General features: G+C 47.5%; 15 protein-coding genes and 3 pseudogenes. 3 read left to right on the top strand and 15 right to left on the bottom strand.

Features of this window, described 5'->3' with window-relative positions:
- Positions 1 to 200 precede the first annotated feature (200 nt).
- The 3 genes and pseudogenes from clpB to rluD form a co-directional block, all read right to left on the bottom strand.
- Positions 201 to 2773 (bottom strand): annotated as a pseudogene (gene clpB, locus CS022_RS21815) (ATP-dependent chaperone ClpB).
- Between the two features lie 90 nt (positions 2774 to 2863).
- A complete protein-coding gene (pgeF, locus tag CS022_RS21810) occupies positions 2864 to 3589 on the bottom strand; it encodes a peptidoglycan editing factor PgeF (protein WP_129124030.1) in 726 nt (241 codons plus the stop codon).
- Between the two features lie 5 nt (positions 3590 to 3594).
- Positions 3595 to 4569: a 23S rRNA pseudouridine(1911/1915/1917) synthase RluD gene (rluD, locus tag CS022_RS21805; RefSeq protein ID WP_129124029.1), complete on the bottom strand. Its 975-nt coding sequence runs from the start codon at positions 4567 to 4569 to the stop codon at positions 3595 to 3597.
- A 198-nt stretch (positions 4570 to 4767) separates the two neighbouring features.
- On the opposite strand from rluD, the gene CS022_RS21800 reads away from it, so the two are divergent.
- From CS022_RS21800 to pheA, 3 genes are all read left to right on the top strand, one after another.
- On the top strand, positions 4768 to 5499 hold the full coding sequence (locus tag CS022_RS21800) for an outer membrane protein assembly factor BamD (protein WP_129124028.1): 732 nt from the start codon (positions 4768 to 4770) through the stop codon (positions 5497 to 5499).
- Positions 5500 to 5875: 376 nt separating this feature from the next.
- Positions 5876 to 6214 (top strand): ribosome hibernation-promoting factor, HPF/YfiA family, encoded by a 339-nt coding sequence (hpf, locus tag CS022_RS21795; protein WP_129124027.1) that lies wholly within the window; start codon positions 5876 to 5878, stop codon positions 6212 to 6214.
- 260 nt (positions 6215 to 6474) lie between these two features.
- Positions 6475 to 7647: a prephenate dehydratase gene (gene pheA / locus CS022_RS21790; RefSeq protein ID WP_129124026.1), complete on the top strand. Its 1173-nt coding sequence runs from the start codon at positions 6475 to 6477 to the stop codon at positions 7645 to 7647.
- Between the two features lie 68 nt (positions 7648 to 7715).
- On the opposite strand, the gene tyrA is transcribed toward pheA, so the two are convergent.
- The 12 genes and pseudogenes from tyrA to CS022_RS21735 all read right to left on the bottom strand — a co-directional run bounded on the left by tyrA (position 7716) and on the right by CS022_RS21735 (position 16367).
- Entirely contained in the window at positions 7716 to 8840 is a 1125-nt protein-coding gene (gene tyrA, locus CS022_RS21785) for a bifunctional chorismate mutase/prephenate dehydrogenase (RefSeq protein ID WP_129124025.1), read from the bottom strand.
- 30 nt (positions 8841 to 8870) lie between these two features.
- Positions 8871 to 9940, bottom strand: a pseudogene (locus tag CS022_RS21780) (3-deoxy-7-phosphoheptulonate synthase).
- A 154-nt stretch (positions 9941 to 10094) separates the two neighbouring features.
- The gene (locus tag CS022_RS21775; protein ID WP_161569714.1) at positions 10095 to 10484 is read right to left on the bottom strand and encodes a DUF2799 domain-containing protein; all 390 of its coding nucleotides are present in this window, start codon (positions 10482 to 10484) and stop codon (positions 10095 to 10097) included.
- Positions 10485 to 10680: 196 nt separating this feature from the next.
- Positions 10681 to 11415, bottom strand: a complete 735-nt coding sequence (locus tag CS022_RS21770) for a LytR/AlgR family response regulator transcription factor (protein WP_129124023.1) — start codon at positions 11413 to 11415, stop codon at positions 10681 to 10683.
- Positions 11416 to 11427: 12 nt separating this feature from the next.
- Positions 11428 to 12522, bottom strand: coding sequence for a sensor histidine kinase (locus CS022_RS21765; protein ID WP_129124022.1), 1095 nt, complete (start codon positions 12520 to 12522; stop codon positions 11428 to 11430).
- 2 nt (positions 12523 to 12524) lie between these two features.
- Entirely contained in the window at positions 12525 to 12917 is a 393-nt protein-coding gene (locus CS022_RS27845) for an ABC transporter permease (RefSeq protein ID WP_328590422.1), read from the bottom strand.
- A 108-nt stretch (positions 12918 to 13025) separates the two neighbouring features.
- A pseudogene (locus CS022_RS27840) lies at positions 13026 to 13583 on the bottom strand (ABC transporter permease); the annotation flags it as partial.
- A gap of 167 nt (positions 13584 to 13750) precedes the next feature.
- Complete coding sequence (locus tag CS022_RS21755) at positions 13751 to 14491, bottom strand: ABC transporter ATP-binding protein (protein WP_201746341.1); 741 nt, start codon at positions 14489 to 14491, stop codon at positions 13751 to 13753.
- Positions 14488 to 14757 (bottom strand): efflux RND transporter periplasmic adaptor subunit, encoded by a 270-nt coding sequence (locus CS022_RS21750; RefSeq protein WP_129124020.1) that lies wholly within the window; start codon positions 14755 to 14757, stop codon positions 14488 to 14490. The genes CS022_RS21755 and CS022_RS21750 overlap by 4 nt, the downstream gene beginning before the upstream one ends.
- Positions 14754 to 15059, bottom strand: coding sequence for an HlyD family efflux transporter periplasmic adaptor subunit (locus tag CS022_RS26865; protein ID WP_408057297.1), 306 nt, complete (start codon positions 15057 to 15059; stop codon positions 14754 to 14756). Before CS022_RS26865 ends, CS022_RS21750 begins: the two co-directional genes overlap by 4 nt.
- The gene (locus tag CS022_RS21740; RefSeq protein ID WP_161569713.1) at positions 15059 to 15619 is read right to left on the bottom strand and encodes an efflux RND transporter periplasmic adaptor subunit; all 561 of its coding nucleotides are present in this window, start codon (positions 15617 to 15619) and stop codon (positions 15059 to 15061) included. The genes CS022_RS26865 and CS022_RS21740 overlap by 1 nt, the downstream gene beginning before the upstream one ends.
- Positions 15620 to 15674: 55 nt before the next feature.
- Positions 15675 to 16367 (bottom strand): YIP1 family protein, encoded by a 693-nt coding sequence (locus CS022_RS21735; RefSeq protein ID WP_129124017.1) that lies wholly within the window; start codon positions 16365 to 16367, stop codon positions 15675 to 15677.
- Positions 16368 to 16548: the final 181 nt, after the last annotated feature.

Genomic DNA, 16548 nt, shown 5'->3' with positions numbered 1-16548 from the left:
CAGTGCGCTCCGTGTCGGTGAGGCGGCATTATAGGGAGGTCACAATTCTTGGCAAGTGTTTTTTGCACTTTTTTAGGGAAATAACGCTAACTGGACGCAAATCAACCGAAACGTATTAAATTTATTCTTAATTAGTCAATTTGAAGATAGAAATGTGGATCTAATGTAAGAAAGCCACCCGCAGGTGGCCTTAGGATTTTTTATTGTTTCGCCTCTATCTGGTTTTTCTTCACAGTGAGGTTAACTGGTTTGCCTGGCTTGATTTCCCCAGACAGAATGGCTTGTGCCAATGGGTTTTCAATACTTTGCTGAATAGCACGTTTCAGCGGTCTCGCTCCGAATACCGGATCAAAGCCCGCCTGAGCAATAAAGCTAAGTGCTTCATCTGTCACGTTGAGCGTTAACTCTTTCTCAGCCATTCGCTGGCCAAGTAAATCGAGCTGGATACCTGCGATCTTTTTTATGTGCTCTTCACCAAGAGGATGGAACACAACAGCTTCATCGATACGGTTAATGAATTCTGGTCTGAAGTGGCCGCTGACCACATCCATCACTGTCTCTTTGATCGCATCGTAATTGAGCTCGCCAAAGTTTTCCTGAATTCGGTCTGAGCCCAGATTAGATGTCATGATGACAACAGCATTACGAAAATCGACCGTTCTGCCTTGGCCATCAGTGAGTCGGCCATCATCCAGCACTTGCAGTAGTAGGTTAAATACATCAGGGTGTGCTTTTTCAACTTCGTCCAACAGGATCACGGAGTAAGGGCGCCGCCTTATCGCTTCTGTCAGGTAACCACCTTCCTCATATCCCACATAGCCGGGAGGTGCACCGACAACCTTGCAACAGAATGCTTCTCCATGAATTCGGACATATCAATACGCACCATGGCATCGCTGCTGTCGAACATGAAGTCTGCAAGCGATTTACACAATTCAGTTTTCCCCACCCCGGTTGGACCGAGGAAAAGGAACGAACCAATTGGTCGATGAGGATCAGCCAGCCCTGCTCGGCTTCGTCTTATTGCATTGGAGACGGAAGAGACGGCTTCTTTTTGCCCGATGACTCTGTCATGTAATACAGACTCCATTTGCAACAGCTTTTCACGTTCGCCTTCCAACATTTTGGCGACTGGAATCCCAGTCTGCTTTGATAACACCTCGGCAATTTCAGCATCTGTCACCCGGTTTTTCAGCAATGACATTTCCTGCATTTCTGCCTGACTGGCCAAATCCAGCTGTCGCTCCAACTCTGGTATTTTTCCGTACTGAAGTTCTGACATTCTGTTCAGATCGCTTGCACGGCGTGCGATTTCCAAGTCAGTACGTGCTTGTTCCAACGCTGATTTGATGTGTTGCGTTCCGGAAAGCGCGGCTTTTTCTGTTCGCCAGATTTCTTCAAGTTCCGCGAACTCGCGTTCTTTCTCTTCCACCTCATCATCAAGTACTTCGAGACGCTTCTTGCTCGCTTCATCACTTTCTTTTGACAAAGCCTGACGCTCAATCTTGAGTTGGATCAAGCGACGCTCTAGTCGATCTAAGGACTCAGGCTTTGAGTCTATTTGCATACGAATGCTCGATGCCGCCTCATCAATCAGATCAATGGCTTTATCGGGCAATTGGCGATCTGAAATATAACGATGCGAGAGACTGGCTGCGGCAACGATGGCTGGGTCAGTGATCTCAACAGCATGGTGCAATTCATAGCGCTCTTTCAGGCCACGCAGAATAGCAACCGTATCTTCAACCGTCGGCTCGTCCACCAGCACTTTTTGGAAACGTCGTTCAAGTGCCGCGTCTTTTTCGACATACTGGCGATATTCATCCAGCGTTGTGGCACCAACACAGTGGAGCTCACCACGAGCAAGTGCAGGTTTAAGCATGTTACCCGCATCCATCGCGCCTTCCGCTTTACCTGCGCCGACCATGGTATGGATTTCATCAATAAAGAGGATGACGTTACCCTCTTCTTTGGCTAGCTCGTTGAGAACCGCTTTCAATCGCTCTTCAAATTCGCCGCGGTATTTCGCACCTGCAACCAAGGCGCCCATATCGAGTGACAGGACGCGCTTATTACGCAGGCCTTCGGGTACTTCGCCATTGACGATGCGTTGTGCCAAACCTTCTACGATAGCGGTTTTACCCACACCTGGCTCACCGATGATCACCGGGTTATTTTTCGTGCGGCGTTGGAGTACCTGCACGGTGCGACGAATTTCTTCGTCACGACCGATAACGGGGTCGAGCTTACCCTGCTCTGCACGCTCAGTGAGATCGATGGTGAATTTTTCGAGAGCCTGACGATTCTCCTCAGCATTTGGATCATCGATGTTCTGACCGCCGCGAACCTGATCAATTGCTTGTTCAACCTTTTTGGCAGTGACACCATAGCCACGGAGTAATTCTCCGAGTGGGCCTTTATCGTCAACGGCTGCAAGGATGAAAAGTTCTGAGGAAATGTATTTGTCTTTTCGCTTCTGCGACAGTTTGTCGCAGACATTAAATAGCATGCCCATGCCATGAGAAAGTTGGACATCACCGCCTGTGCCTGTGACTTTTGGCAAGCGATCAAGCAGTTCACTCAAGCTAGAGCGAAGCTGCGTAATATCCACACCCAGTAGGGTCATAAGAGGGCGAATTGTGCTGCTGTCCTGATTCAGGAGAGAGACCATCAGGTGAGCGGGTTCTATGTACTGGTGATCCCGGCCCAGTGCCAGCGACTGGGCATCAGAAATAGCAAGCTGGAATTTACTGGTAAATCGGTCAAGGCGCATAGCCCCTCCTCTGCTTACATCAATATCGTTTACGATCAGATGGGAACAGCAACCACCAATTTCAAGCTTGGGACAGTAATTTTACCTTGTCTACGATGAAGATATCCAAATGAGACTTGCCTGACGGCCAGTTTGTCTGTCACGTCGATAGGAGAAGAAATCGGTCTGTTGTCGATAAGTACACCAGTCTCCGCCGAAAACAGAACTGATACCAGCAGCAGTGAGGCGCTGTTTCGCCAATGCATAAATATCAGCGAAGTATTTATCACCACTTGGCTGGAAAGCCGACTCGGCTTCTGAAGCATGCGCAATAAACTGCTTACGGACTTCCGGCCCTACCTCAAACGCGTCAGGACCAATTGCTGGCCCCAGCCATGCCATGACCGAATCAGCACCATCAAAATAGGACAGTGTGTTTTCCAATACACCATTTAACAGACCACGCCACCCAGCATGAGCGGCAGCCACCTTGGAGCCGGATGCGTTGCAGAAGAGAACGGGCAAACAGTCCGCTGTCATGATGGCGCAGACATGATTTTCAGCGCGGGTAAACGCTGCATCTGCGTCTAGCGTTCCTTCGCCTTCTTCCGGCAAACTGACAACCCGAGTGCCATGAACCTGATTCAACCAATACGGAGACGATGGCAAGGACGCTTGGTCTATCAAACGTTGGCGGTTTGTCTCCACGTCGCGTTGATTATCATCAACGTGTACACCAAGGTTTAGGCTGTCGTAGGGTGATGTGCTGACACCACCCGAGCGGGTGGTGCTAATCGCGTTGACCGTGCTGGGCGCCGGCCACTGTGCACGATCAATTTCATTTAATAATCCGGCTCGCCCATTTCTTCCTGATCGACACGCAACACTTCTGCAAGTGCAACCATGTCATCAGGAACAGGCGCATGCCATTCCATCAGCTCACCCGTGATCGGATGCTCTAGTCGCAACATAGCAGCATGCAGCGCCTGACGATCAAAGCTGCGAAGCGCAGTAACCAACTCTTCACCTGCATCACGAGGTGGACGAGGACGACCGCCATATAACTGGTCACCCACCAGCGGATGATTAAGGTACGCCATGTGAACACGAATTTGGTGAGTACGACCCGTTTCAAGACGCAAACGCAAACGGGTGTGCGCACGATAATGCTCAGCAACGCGATAATGCGTGATAGCAGGTTTACCCAGCTCATGAACAGCCATGTGGGTGCGCTTACTCGGATGGCGACCAATCGGTTTTTCAACCATACCGCCACCTGTCATGTTACCAATCGCGATAGCTTCGTATTCACGGGTAATTTTTCGTTTTTGTAACGCGCGTACCAGACGGGTCTGCGCTGGCACTGTTTTCGCTACCACCATCAAGCCAGTGGTGTCTTTATCAAGGCGGTGAACAATACCTGCACGCGGTACCTCTGCACTTTCCGGGTAAAGGTAAAGTAGCCCATTAAGCACAGTACCATCAGGACAACCCGCACCGGGGTGAACCACCAATCCGCGCGGTTTGTTGATCACCAGTAAATCGTCGTCCTCATAAATGATATCCAGAGGGATATCCTGAGGCTCCCAACGCTCTTCATCTTCGATTTCTGCATCGATAATGATTTCTTCGCCACCCATCATTTTGATGCGGGGTTTATTGGCAACTTCACCGTTTACTTTTACTTTGTCAGCCAGCACCCACTCTTTGATGCGTGAACGGGAGTAATCAGGGAACAGCTCAGCCAGCGCCTGATCAAGGCGCTGACCCAATTGGCTGTCTTTCACTGTTGACGTTAATTCTATCTGTTGTGCCATAACGAACTTTTTGAACCTATTAAGGACTAACTCAAGACCGGTACACGGTATCCGTCCTCGATCGCGGTCACTATTTGCGGATTGGTATTATATTCAGTCGATGGGTAGAATACCCATAATCGTGCCATTGTAGCTTTTTGCCGCCGACTCCGTAATGGCAACAGCACATTAATTTAATTCAAGGAAGCTATCGCAGCAATGAAACGCCTCACTCTATCCACCCTTTTTGCCGCTATCCTGCTTGCAGGCTGTTCGAGTGCAGACAAAGGAATTGTACCAGATGTTCCGCCTTCAGAGCTTTATCAGGAAGCGAAGCAAGCCATTGATGATGGCCAGTGGGTCAAAGCCGTTGAGAAACTGGAGGCGATGGATTCTCGCTACCCGTTTGGTGCGTACTCTGAACAGGTTCAGTTTGATCTGATCTTTGCTTACTACAAAAATGGCGATTATGTTCTGGCGGAATCGACTATTGACCGCTTCCTACGTATGAATCCGAACCACAATAACCTTGACTGGGTGTTGTACATGCGCGGCCTGAGCAACATGGCGCAAGACAGTTCGCTACTGCACGAATTTCTGAATATGGAACGCTCTGATAGAGACCCGCAGCCCGTCTCTCGTGCATTCTTTGATTTTAAACAGCTGCTTGACCGCTATCCAAACAGCCCTTATGCCGCCGATGCAAGAGCAAGAATGGTCTCTTTGAAAAACCGTCTTGCGGATTATGAACTGGCGACAGCGGACTTTTATGTCAGACGCGAAGCGTGGATGGCAGCCATTAATCGCTGTCAGGCGATTCAACAACAATTTGGTGATACGGAAGCGGCGAGAAAAGCGCTGCCGCTGATGGTGAAAGCCTACGAGGCACTGGGGCTGACTGAACCCGCCGAACGTGCAAAACAACAAATGGCGTTGAACGGCGTTTTGTAACATCACGAAATGAGACGTACAAAAAAGCAGCCTGATTGGCTGCTTTTTTATTTCTCAGCTACCTTAACAAGTTAATTCAGCAAAAAGCGTAACCTTCGCCTACTGCCTAAAATCCACTAGCGGCCTGAATTTGGGCCGATCTTAGCCCTGTCTGAATGGGCTAAAAACGACATGTCACCTACCGATAGTGCATCAGAGTGATCTCACATTTCAACCCTTTTCGGTGACTTTTTCTGTCAGCTTTCCGAAGTGATCACAATTACGTACTCAGTTAAATCACCTAACTATTTTATTGATCTGGGTCACTTTTTTATGTGGCGAAAAAAGTAATCTGAATGTGAGCCCAACGTAAAGGCGCTAACAAGAGGAAACGCATATGAGAGTAGAAATCACTGGCAAAAACATCGAAATCACTCCTTCTATCCGTGACCGAATCGCTTCGCGATTTGCCAAACTGGAGAAGTGGCAAGTTGCTCTCATCAATCCTCGAGCGGTTGTCAGCCAACTGACGAGTACAACATTTAAGATTGAGGCTGATGTTTCTGTCCCCGGCGCAAAGCTAGTCGCCACAGCACAACACCAAGACTTGTACGCAGCCATCAATGAAGCAGGCCAAAAGCTGGAGAAACAGCTTAATAAACAAAAACACAAGCCTGAAGCTCGCCGAGCCAGCCACAGTGACAAACCCGAAGAAGTGGAGACAGAAGCCGCCTGATAGAGGCACCAACCAGTCAATTATCAGCCCCGCTCATGCGGGGCTGATTTGTTTCAATTTGACGATTTGCACTAAAAAGCCCGCCAAAGGTTCCATTTTTGATGGATACACGATAAAAACATCAGTACTAGGAATACTTTTCCGCAAGCGTTGTGCCATTTTGCGCATCAAGTATAGTGAGAGAGAGGAAATGGCTGAGTACGTGCCGTCAACCTTTCGCATTACCCAAAGGCATTGCGTTGCCGAAACAGGATAAGGACATGACAAAACCAACATTGACGCTCGATGAAATCCGAAAGAATGTCAGTCGGGTGGATTCAGAGTTACTGGCGTTACTTGCTGAGAGACGTCAGCTGAGTATTGAAGTCGCCAAAAGTAAAATCCAAACTGAAAAGCCAGTACGTGACCCGGCCAGAGAAAAAATTCTTCTGGAAAAGTTGGTTACAGCAGGTAAAAAACACGAATTAGATGCACCCTATATTGTGAGTATTTTCCACAGCATCATTGAAGATTCCGTGCTTATCCAGCAGGCATTTTTGCAGAAGCTGGCAAACCCTGACAGCGCACAGCCCATCGCCCGTGTATCCTTTTTGGGGCCAAAAGGGTCATATTCTTACCTTGCCGCTAAACATTTCTTCAGCCGAAAACAAACAACACTGGCAGAACTTCCCTGTAAGAGTTTCAAAGAAGTTGTTGAGATTGTCGAAAATGGACGTGCAGATTATGGCGTACTGCCGATTGAGAATACCTCTTCGGGCTCAATCAATGACGTTTATGACCAATTGCAGCACACCCGACTGTCTATCGTTGGCGAGATCACCCAACCTATTGAACACTGCATTCTGACTGCCGTCGATACCGATCTGGAAAACATTGATTGTCTGTATTCGCACCCACAGCCTTATCAGCAATGCAGCGAATACCTTCGCTCTCTCGGCGATGTGAAGCAGGAGTATTGCTCAAGTACCGCGGAAGCCATGCAAAAAGTCGCTGAAATGAAAAGCGGCAATGTGGCAGCCATCGGCAATGCATCAAGCGGCGCGCTTTATGGCCTGAAGCCGCTTAAAGCTAACATCGCTAATCAACAAGAAAATCACACCCGCTTTATTTTGGTTGCTCGCAACCCGGTCGATGTCACGGATCTTATTCCTGCTAAAACAACGTTTATCATGTCGACAGCGCAAGATGCAGGTTCACTGGTTGAATGTCTGTTGGTTTTCCGTAACCACGGCATCAATATGACGAAACTCGAATCTCGTCCTGTGCTGGGCAACCCATGGGAAGAGATGTTCTATGTCGATGTTGAAGGCAATATGAGTTCAGAAGAAATGCAGAAAGTATTAGAAGAGCTCACTTCGCTGACACGCTATATCAAGGTGCTGGGTTGCTACCCGATTGAAAATGTCTCACCGACTGAAATTGAGCTCGACTAAATGTTTGGTTCAACGAGGAAGACATAAAAAAGGAGCCGTCGGGCTCCTTTTTTTGGCAATAACAATGACTAACGTTGGGTGGAATCATTGGCTTGCTGGAGCAATGACTGGCTTTCACGCAGAAATCTGTCGGCATAATCACCAAACCAATTTTCTACCTGACCAAAAGCCCCCACAAACTCCGCTTTGTCATCTGACTCAAGCAACGCAATCGCTTCACCAAATCGTGCATGGAAACGTTTTATCATATCGAGGTTCTGTGGCGACGACATGATGATGTCAGCATACAGCTGTGCATCCTGCGCAAACAGTCTACCCACCATCGCAAGCTCGAGCCGATAAATGGGCGAACTCAATGCGATGAGCTGAGACAGATTCGGGTTTTCCTCAGCAAGGTGAACCCCATAAACAAAGGATGTGAAGTGACGAAGTGCCTGAATTAATGTCATCCCCTGATCGTGCTCGATCGCACTGATCCGGTGAAGCGTCGCGCCCCAGATTCGGATCTGCTCCAGCAACCACTGGTAAGCTTCAGGGTTTCTACCGTCACAGTACACCACAACTTGCTTGGCCAAACTCGGAATGTTCGGCCCAAACATTGGGTGTAGACCGACAACCGGGCCATTGTGAGACTCAAGCATTGCCTGCAGCGGTTCACTTTTGATTGAAGTCAAATCCGCGAGAATACAATCATCCGGGAGCGTGTTCAGCTTGCGGATAATGGTATCCGTCCGGTTGATAGGCACCGTTACCACGACCATACCCGCGTCGGCCAAAATCTCATCAGCACGATCCCAGTCCTGACTGCCCAGCACTTTCACGTCGTAACCAGATAGGGAGAAAAGTTTACAGAAAAGTTTACCTAACTGGCCATTACCCCCAACCACCACGATAGATCGTAAGTCAGGGTTCAGGCATTTAAAGCCCGAATCATTTTCACTGGCGTAAGATTCACGCATCGTACGACGCAAAATGTCTTCAATCAGATCCGGCGGTACGTCCTTCGACTCTGCTTCTTTGCGCCGCGAGGCCAGCATCGCTGCTTCTCTGTCCGGTGCATAAATCGGTAAACCATGTTGGCTTTTCACTTCCCCTACTTCAGCCACCAGCGACAAACGCTTCGCCAGTAACTCCACCATCTGTTTATCTACTTCATCTATTTCATCCCGAAGGCGGGAAAGCTCTGCAACCATGTTAGCCCACTGTCCTTACCATTATTCTTTTCATTGTATGCGTTTCTCGAGCACAGGCGTAAGCTCAGATGCAATATTCAGCAACAAGGCTTCTGTATCCTGCCAGCCCAGACAGGCATCCGTAATGGATACTCCATAGGCCATCTCTGCTCTCGGTAATTCTGCACTTTGGTTACCTTCATTGATATGACTTTCGAGCATCAGACCAATAATTGACTGATTTCCTTCACGGATTTGATGTACAACGTCAGTGGCCACTAGTGGTTGGCGGCGGAAATCCTTGCGGGAGTTGGCATGGCTACAATCCACCATAAGGGATGATTCGATATTCAGCGAGGCCATTTTCTCTTCGCATTCAGCGACAGACACCGAATCATAGTTAGTCTGCTTACCGCCACGTAAAATGATGTGACCATCCGGGTTACCATCAGTATTCATCAGAGCAACCTGACCCGCCTGATTGATCCCCATAAATCTGTGACCACTCGCGGCGGCTTTCATGGCATTGATCGCGGTATCTAACGAACCATCCGTGCCGTTTTTGAACCCGACAGGCATTGAAAGACCACTGGCCATTTCGCGGTGCGTCTGAGATTCAGTTGTTCGTGCACCAATAGCGGCCCAGCTGAACAGGTCGCCAACGTATTGCGGGCTGATTGGGTCAAGGGCTTCTGTCGCCAGAGGCAGACCCATTTCGGTCAACTCAATCAATAATTCTCTTGCCTGATGAAGGCTGCCGACACATTAAAGCTGCCATCAAGATGCGGGTCATTGATTAAGCCCTTCCAGCCAACCGTTGTGCGTGGCTTTTCAAAATACACCCTCATAACAATGTAGAGCTGACTGGAAACTTTTTCTGACAGTGCTTTTAACTTTCTCGCATAGTCTTTGGCTGCGTCAACATCATGGATAGAGCAAGGACCACACACCACCAGAAGACGATGATCTTTTTTATGAATAATGTTGGCAATATCCTGTCTTGCATCACGGATGAATGCCAAATCTTCTTGGCTGACTGGTAAATTTTCTCTTAATTTTTCTGGCGTTATCAGAACTTCCTCGTTCTGAATATGAATATTGGTGACTTGATCGCGTTCCATAGGACTTCCTTAAGATGACTACAACCACGTGTTTCCGCAGCTCGGCCAATAACCTTAACAGTCCAGAAATTGATTGCAAGCGAAATGTAAACTTAAAATTACTATCGTAAATATATATTTACACCCCGCTTTACTGGGGTATTTGAGCAGGCGTTTAGAATCCGCGGTTTATGCCTTCACTATTTTTATATTGGTCGTAACCGCGTTGCCATTCGAGACGAAAGTTCAGTGATTCAGGACGGCTCTCACACACGCCCCGATATATACTTCCCGAAAGTCCAATGTGGTAAGCACTTTGTACATTGCAATACATACCGTTGCCAGCAAGGTATCCTTCATCGTAGAGGCTTAGATCGGCACTGACACCCGCTTTTTTGGCCAATACCGACAAATCTTTATGGGATTTCGCACGTTCGCCGCGCTCGCCGTCAATTTGCCCTAGTCGGTACCAATCGCCCTGCTCAATGGCTTTATCGACCGGTGAAAACGCACATGCAGAAAGAAGGATTAATATTGGAGCGCAAGGCAATGCTATTTTTTTCATTATCATTTCAACACCTCATCAAACAGACCCGTTTACTATACCCAAGCCAAGCGCTCACGCCTGTCTTTAAAGCAACACGATGAGACAATAAGTCTCTAAAATAGCGAGTGTTATAGAGGCAAAAATACTGAGTCACTTCCCTTACTGTGCAAAGACAATCGGGAAGTGAACGTTTCAAAGGGGTACTGTGGTGAAATTAAAAGACGGCGAACTGCTGCTTCATGGTCTGCGCCTGACGACGGCTAATTTCGACTTCAGCGCCGGAATTCATGACGGCAATGAGAGAACCAGTCGCAATACCATTTTCAATTCTGTCAATTTGATCGAGGCGGATGATCTGACTGCGGCTGGCTTTAAAGAAAAAGTCAGGGTCTAGCTTACCCTCGACACGGGAGAGAGATGCATGGAGATAAAATTTTTGTTTACCGTGATAAATAGCGACATGATTTCCCACCGACTCGAAGCGTTCGACCTCGCCAAGGCGAACTATCTGCATTTGTTCACCAACTTTCAGCATTAAGCCGTGGCTATCGGAAAGGTACGAGGAAGACGACACATCAGAAAACGATTCACCCTCTTGCCGTTTCGCGCTCTCAAACTTATCCAACGTGGCACGCAAGCGGTCACGTTGAACGGGTTTTAGTAAGTAATCAACAGCATTCAGGGTAAAAGCTTCGACAGCATGGGCATCGTAAGCGGTACAAAAAACAAAGGGTTGGCTATGCTGAATTTTTTCAGCCATCTCCAACCCTGTCATTTCAGGCATACTGATGTCGAGAAAAACCAAATCAAATGCGCGCTGCTCTAGCATCTCCAAAGCTTCATGAGCATGACGTGCTTCATACGTTATTGCATCAGGATTAACTTGATTCAATAACCTTTTCAATTCGGCTCTTGCCAGTCTTTCGTCGTCGACGATCAATACTTCCATGGTACGGCATCTCTATTGAAACAATAAACCGCCCATCTGACCGCTCCGTGGCGAGATGAGCTTGCTCACCATGCAGCAGGTCAATCTCTCCGAAATATTTGAAAGACCAATCCGGTTACTTGGCTGTTGGCTGGGCTTACCTACTGAGTTAACAATACGGAGCTGCCAATGATGATTGTCCAATAAGCTGGATTCAATCGACAAGTAGCCTTTTGAAAGATTGGGAATAACTCCATGTTTTAACGCATTTTCGACCAGAGTTAACAAACAAAGCGAGGGAACACTCTGATCCAGAGTTTCAGGCGAAAGATCGATAGTGAGATCTAACCTGTCTTCCAACCGAACCTGTTCAATGGTTAGAAAATGGCGGGCAATTTGCCAATCTTTTTCCAGTGAAGAGGAGTGATTCATATCCAGTGTCATATGAAGACGAAGTAACTCCGCCAACTCCGTCACTACGTCCGCGGCAGAATCTTTATCCTCATATATCAATGCCCGAATACTGTTCAATGTATTAAAAAGGAAGTGGGGATTGAGCTGATAGGTCAGTTGAGATAAACGAGCTTTTTCAAGTCGCTTTTGCATTGTGTGGCGCTGGCGGTAAAACTGCCACACCAGATAGACAGCAACGATGACCCAATACTGAATGACGGCATTTACGATGCCGACAATGACAAGCGACGGTGATGAAATACCAATTTCACGTCTTTCATCTGTTGAGGACATGGTGTACCCAAAATTTTCTATTGATGCATCGTCAAAGAACGATATCTCATTCAAAATATAGCTGAAGCCTACATATGCAGAGCCGCAGCATACTGACACAACGAAAAGAGACATGCCGATACGCCATGACATACCATCATGCAGCAGACTGAGTTTGATATAACTTCGGATTAACAAGTGAAATAGAGCGAAGAAAACAAGCACTTCAATGAATGTTCTGAACACCAACAGGCCCGTCCCTATATCGGGCATGATGCTCGCGATCATAGTCACATTGAACATAGTGAGAAAGGCTATGCCGAGAACAAGACACACTTTGTAGGCTGTTGTTGTTTTCAGGGATATGCGCAGCATATCCCTAATGGTTTTCTTAATGCTCATAGTTACTCGAACCTTAACGCAGCGACAGGATTCAGCTTTGAGGCTTTCATCGCTGGCGCAAGACCAAAGGCAACACCAATAAAGGTGGTAAAACCAACCGACAACCAAATCGACCACATCGGAATGTTAATGCTGTCGGTACCTGGTATCAGCAATGCAAAGCTCGATAGCCCCGCACCAAGAACCACACCCAAAATACAGCCGAAGACAGAAAGCATCACAGCCTCAAGCAGAAACTGTAACAAAATCAGCCCTGATGGTGCCCCGAGTGACTTCGCAATTCCGATTTCTTTGGTACGCTCAGTGACCGACACCAACATAATGTTCATGACACCGATTCCCCCCACCAGCAAACTGATACTGACGACAGCGGCTGCGACCAAGGTGACGGACATCGTCATTTCATCAAAGCTTTTCCGGCTCTCTTCTGGCGTAGAGAAAGTAAAAGGTTCTGATTCTCCTTTCCCTACTCTGAAATGTTGACGCAGAACTTTGCGAATTTCGTCCTCCAGCTCTTTGGCAGACTTTTCAGGGCCGGGCTTGAGCATAACTTCAATATCTTCAGTTCGCCAAGGCCCACGCATTGTTCTCAAGGTGGAAAGTGGAACAATGACAAAGTTGTCCTGATCAAGAATGATCAACTTCCCTTTGGGTTCGGCGACACCAATAATTCTGAACCATTCGCCATCAATTTTGATGTATTCACCCACCGGGTTCGCTGGTAACTCGAGTTCTTCAATCAGTGTTTTACCGACGAAAGCAACACGGCGACGCCTATCATCATCACTGTCACTGATAAATCGGCCTAACTCAGGATACGTATTCACCACACGTTGATATTCGCTGTCACTGCCAAGCACCTGTGTACTGGTCGACTCACTGCCATAGACAATCGAACCAAATGAACTGTAACCTCGGGTGCGAGCGCTTATTGCTTCGTAGCCATCAACACGTTGTTTTATCAGTTCAAACTCTTTAAAACCTAGCGTGTTGTACTTACCGGAAAGAGTATCGTCAGTAGAGGTGTACCCCTCTACCGTGAGCATATCCGGATTCAGATCATCAAGCTGCTCATCAGGTTACCTTTCAACATCTCCATCACAGCAACCACCACAATCACAGAGCAACGCCGATGATGATACCTAATATAGTCAGTATGCTTCGTACCCCGTGAGAGGTAATCGCACGGAAAGCAGAGCGGCAACTCTCGGAAAAGTAAAATAAAGAATCAGGCATGAACAACCCCTCCTTCATTGACTACATTGGTGGCAATTGTTTTTTCTCGTCGAACGTCATGAGCGATTTCACCATCGACCAGCCGTACTTCGCGGAGACAGTGCTCAGCAATATCAGGCTCATGGGTAACCAGTACAATGGTCTGCCCTTCGTTATAAAGCTCATCAAACAATGCCATGATGTCAGACGTCGTTTTACTGTCGAGATTTCCTGTTGGCTCATCACCAAGTAAAATGGCAGGGTTAGTGACCAAGGCTCTAGCAATCGCGACACGTTGGCGCTGACCGCCTGAAAGCTGGTTCGGCAAGTGTTGAAGTTTGTCACCCAGCCCGACACGCTCAAGCTGTCGTTTCGCTCTTTTTTCCCGCTCCTTCTTTCCCACTTTCTGATAGACAAGTGGGTATGCCACGTTCTCTATCACCGACAACTTTGGAAAGAGATTAAAACTTTGGAATATAAAGCCTATATGGCGGTTTCTCACCGCAGCAAGCTGTGCATCCGTCTGGCTGCTGGCATTTACTTGGTTTAGCCAATATTCCCCTTCTTCAGCAATATCCAAACAACCAATGATGTTCATCAGTGTTGATTTCCCCGACCCCGAGGGGCCGGTTATTGCCACGTAATCATTCTTTTCAATATTCAGGGAAACCTTGTTCAGCGCGATAAATTTCTCATCGGCCAGTGTGTAGAACTTACTGATCCCTTCCAGCTGAATAACAGGCCTCTCCATCATGACTCCTTCACGTTCACAACCGACTGCTCGTTCAATATTGTCATGCTTCTCGCAGGGCCTGTGACAACCTTAGTGCCAGATTCAAGCCCTTCAGTGATCACCTGATGCGTATCGGAGGCTAAGCCCAAGCTCACCTGTTGTTTCTTGAGTCCACTTTCATCGTAAATCCAGACAAAGTGCTCATCACCTTCAGACTGAACCGCTGAAATAGGCACACTGATTTTCGCTTCTTCAACATTCAGCTGAATTTCAGCGCGGAAACTCATTCCCGGATATACGCCTTCAGGCTATCCAAAAGCGCCTTGACATCAAAATACAGGCTGCCAGTATTTCGTTGTTTGGCTGATACGCCAGTGCGGGTGACTTTCGCTAAACGCGCTTCTTTTGGCTCTGCGGCAGTAAATACACGAACGACCTGTCCTGCCTCAACATTGGCAATGTCGGCTTCATCCACTTTCAACTCAGCGAGCATCAAATCGGGGTTAGCTAACGTCAGTAATGCCTGAGTATTGGCAGACAGAGAACTGTCGGCGACCGTTTCCCCTTCCTTAACGTAAACATTGGCGATCAGCCATCCATGGTGGCGCGAATTTGTGTCTTCGCCAGTTTGTCTTTCGCCAGTGCCAATGCAGCCAAGTCCTGATTGAGACGCACCTTGGCAGCTTTCACTTCGATATTGGCAAGACGAAGTTGGTTAGCCACGCGCTCGTACTCGTCTTTGCCCATAAGCTTTTTGTTATAAAGGCTCTTTTTGAGTTTGAACTGACGCAGCATCTCTTGCTGGCTTGCTGACACCCGCTCAATCTCGATATTTCTTGCGGCCACTTGCGCTTCACGGCTGTCCACATCGGTCTGGTACGCTGTTGCATTCACTTCTAATAACAACTGGCCTTTTTTCACTCTATCGCCTTCCACCACCAACACACTCTCTACGGTGCCTGTGACTTCAGATCTCAGCTGGATCTTGGTATCAAAAGTCAGGTTACCGGATGCCAGAATCGTATCGCGAATATCCTGCTCTTCCGCAGTTTCTACATAAATATCGGTTGGTTTTTCGGCTTTTGACTTCCAGAAAATAACGCCACCAACCACAGCAAGAATAAGAAAAAAGGTTAAAAACTTGCGCATTAAAATCATCCTGAATAAAGAAGAGAATGGCCTCAGACGAAGCCACTGAGGGGTATTAAGCAATGAGGGTCGAAATGCCGATGAAGAGAGCTGTCGGCGCTATCGCCACAATCAGGTTCATCACATTTGAAAGAGTCGTGAGTTGTTTCAGGCCAATAAACGTCAACACTATTCCCCAGATTGTGAACAAGTTGATTCCCTCAGCAAACGGATACCAAGCGTCCTTAATATCTAGGTTAAGGAATAGCTGATTCAATGAAGCATAGTTACCTGCAGTCATCGATAAATCTGGTGTCTGGCTCATCAATACCAACGCAATCAAACCCGCAAAATTAATAATTTTTGGCATCGCTATCCAAATAGAAAAGCTGAACCAATCACCAAACGTTATTTCACGGTTCTTTGCCACCAACTTACCAATGAGAAAGAAATAAAACGCATAAATGAGGATCAAAACAGGCGTCATTATCGCGACACTTCCCATGGCAAATGGACCCGCCATAGGTGCATTCTCTTCAATAAACGCCTTAGCTTCGATTTTTTTATTTTCATCCACCTCATGCATAAGCTGCATTTGCTGTTCGACAATCCACTCTGGGCTCATGTCTTTAAAGAGCAAATACTGGGAAATTACACCGACGATGATCATCAAAACTAGGCCGAGATAACTGGCCTTTTTGTTCTCTTTCAGGCGTGTGAATACACTCTTGGGTGCGACGTAAGCATCCATAATTGCTGCAACTGACATATCTCTTCTCCATCCATTGGGTATGAGGAGAGAATAAGAAACTCACTGCCAAGGTAGGCGAAAAAAGTGATGAACGGAAAAATCGCAGGATAAACGGCAAGTTAAGGCAACAGTGATATCAAAAGCAGTGCCGAGCTGCGAGAAATGACGTTAAGCGGTGATAACAGGCGAACCATGTCCG

It is taken from the genome of Veronia nyctiphanis, assembly GCF_004116385.1.
Lineage (GTDB): Bacteria > Pseudomonadota > Gammaproteobacteria > Enterobacterales > Vibrionaceae > Veronia > Veronia nyctiphanis.
This window is presented reverse-complemented; position numbering and strand designations above follow the sequence as displayed.

What these genes read in the sequence shown, in the direction of transcription:
- rluD (WP_129124029.1), bottom strand. Translation starts at nt 4,569, where the DNA reads ATGGCACAACAGATAGAATTAACGTCAACAGTGAAAGACAGCCAATTG.
- CS022_RS21775 (WP_161569714.1), bottom strand. Translation starts at nt 10,484, where the DNA reads ATGAAAAAAATAGCATTGCCTTGCGCTCCAATATTAATCCTTCTTTCT.
- CS022_RS21735 (WP_129124017.1), bottom strand. Translation starts at nt 16,367, where the DNA reads ATGTCAGTTGCAGCAATTATGGATGCTTACGTCGCACCCAAGAGTGTA.
- hpf (WP_129124027.1), top strand. Translation starts at nt 5,876, where the DNA reads ATGAGAGTAGAAATCACTGGCAAAAACATCGAAATCACTCCTTCTATC.
- pheA (WP_129124026.1), top strand. Translation starts at nt 6,475, where the DNA reads ATGACAAAACCAACATTGACGCTCGATGAAATCCGAAAGAATGTCAGT.
- CS022_RS27845 (WP_328590422.1), bottom strand. Translation starts at nt 12,917, where the DNA reads ATGTCCGTCACCTTGGTCGCAGCCGCTGTCGTCAGTATCAGTTTGCTG.
- CS022_RS21800 (WP_129124028.1), top strand. Translation starts at nt 4,768, where the DNA reads ATGAAACGCCTCACTCTATCCACCCTTTTTGCCGCTATCCTGCTTGCA.
- CS022_RS21740 (WP_161569713.1), bottom strand. Translation starts at nt 15,619, where the DNA reads ATGCGCAAGTTTTTAACCTTTTTTCTTATTCTTGCTGTGGTTGGTGGC.
- tyrA (WP_129124025.1), bottom strand. Translation starts at nt 8,840, where the DNA reads ATGGTTGCAGAGCTTTCCCGCCTTCGGGATGAAATAGATGAAGTAGAT.
- CS022_RS21765 (WP_129124022.1), bottom strand. Translation starts at nt 12,522, where the DNA reads ATGAGCATTAAGAAAACCATTAGGGATATGCTGCGCATATCCCTGAAA.
- CS022_RS21755 (WP_201746341.1), bottom strand. Translation starts at nt 14,491, where the DNA reads ATGATGGAGAGGCCTGTTATTCAGCTGGAAGGGATCAGTAAGTTCTAC.
- CS022_RS21750 (WP_129124020.1), bottom strand. Translation starts at nt 14,757, where the DNA reads ATGAGTTTCCGCGCTGAAATTCAGCTGAATGTTGAAGAAGCGAAAATC.
- CS022_RS21770 (WP_129124023.1), bottom strand. Translation starts at nt 11,415, where the DNA reads ATGGAAGTATTGATCGTCGACGACGAAAGACTGGCAAGAGCCGAATTG.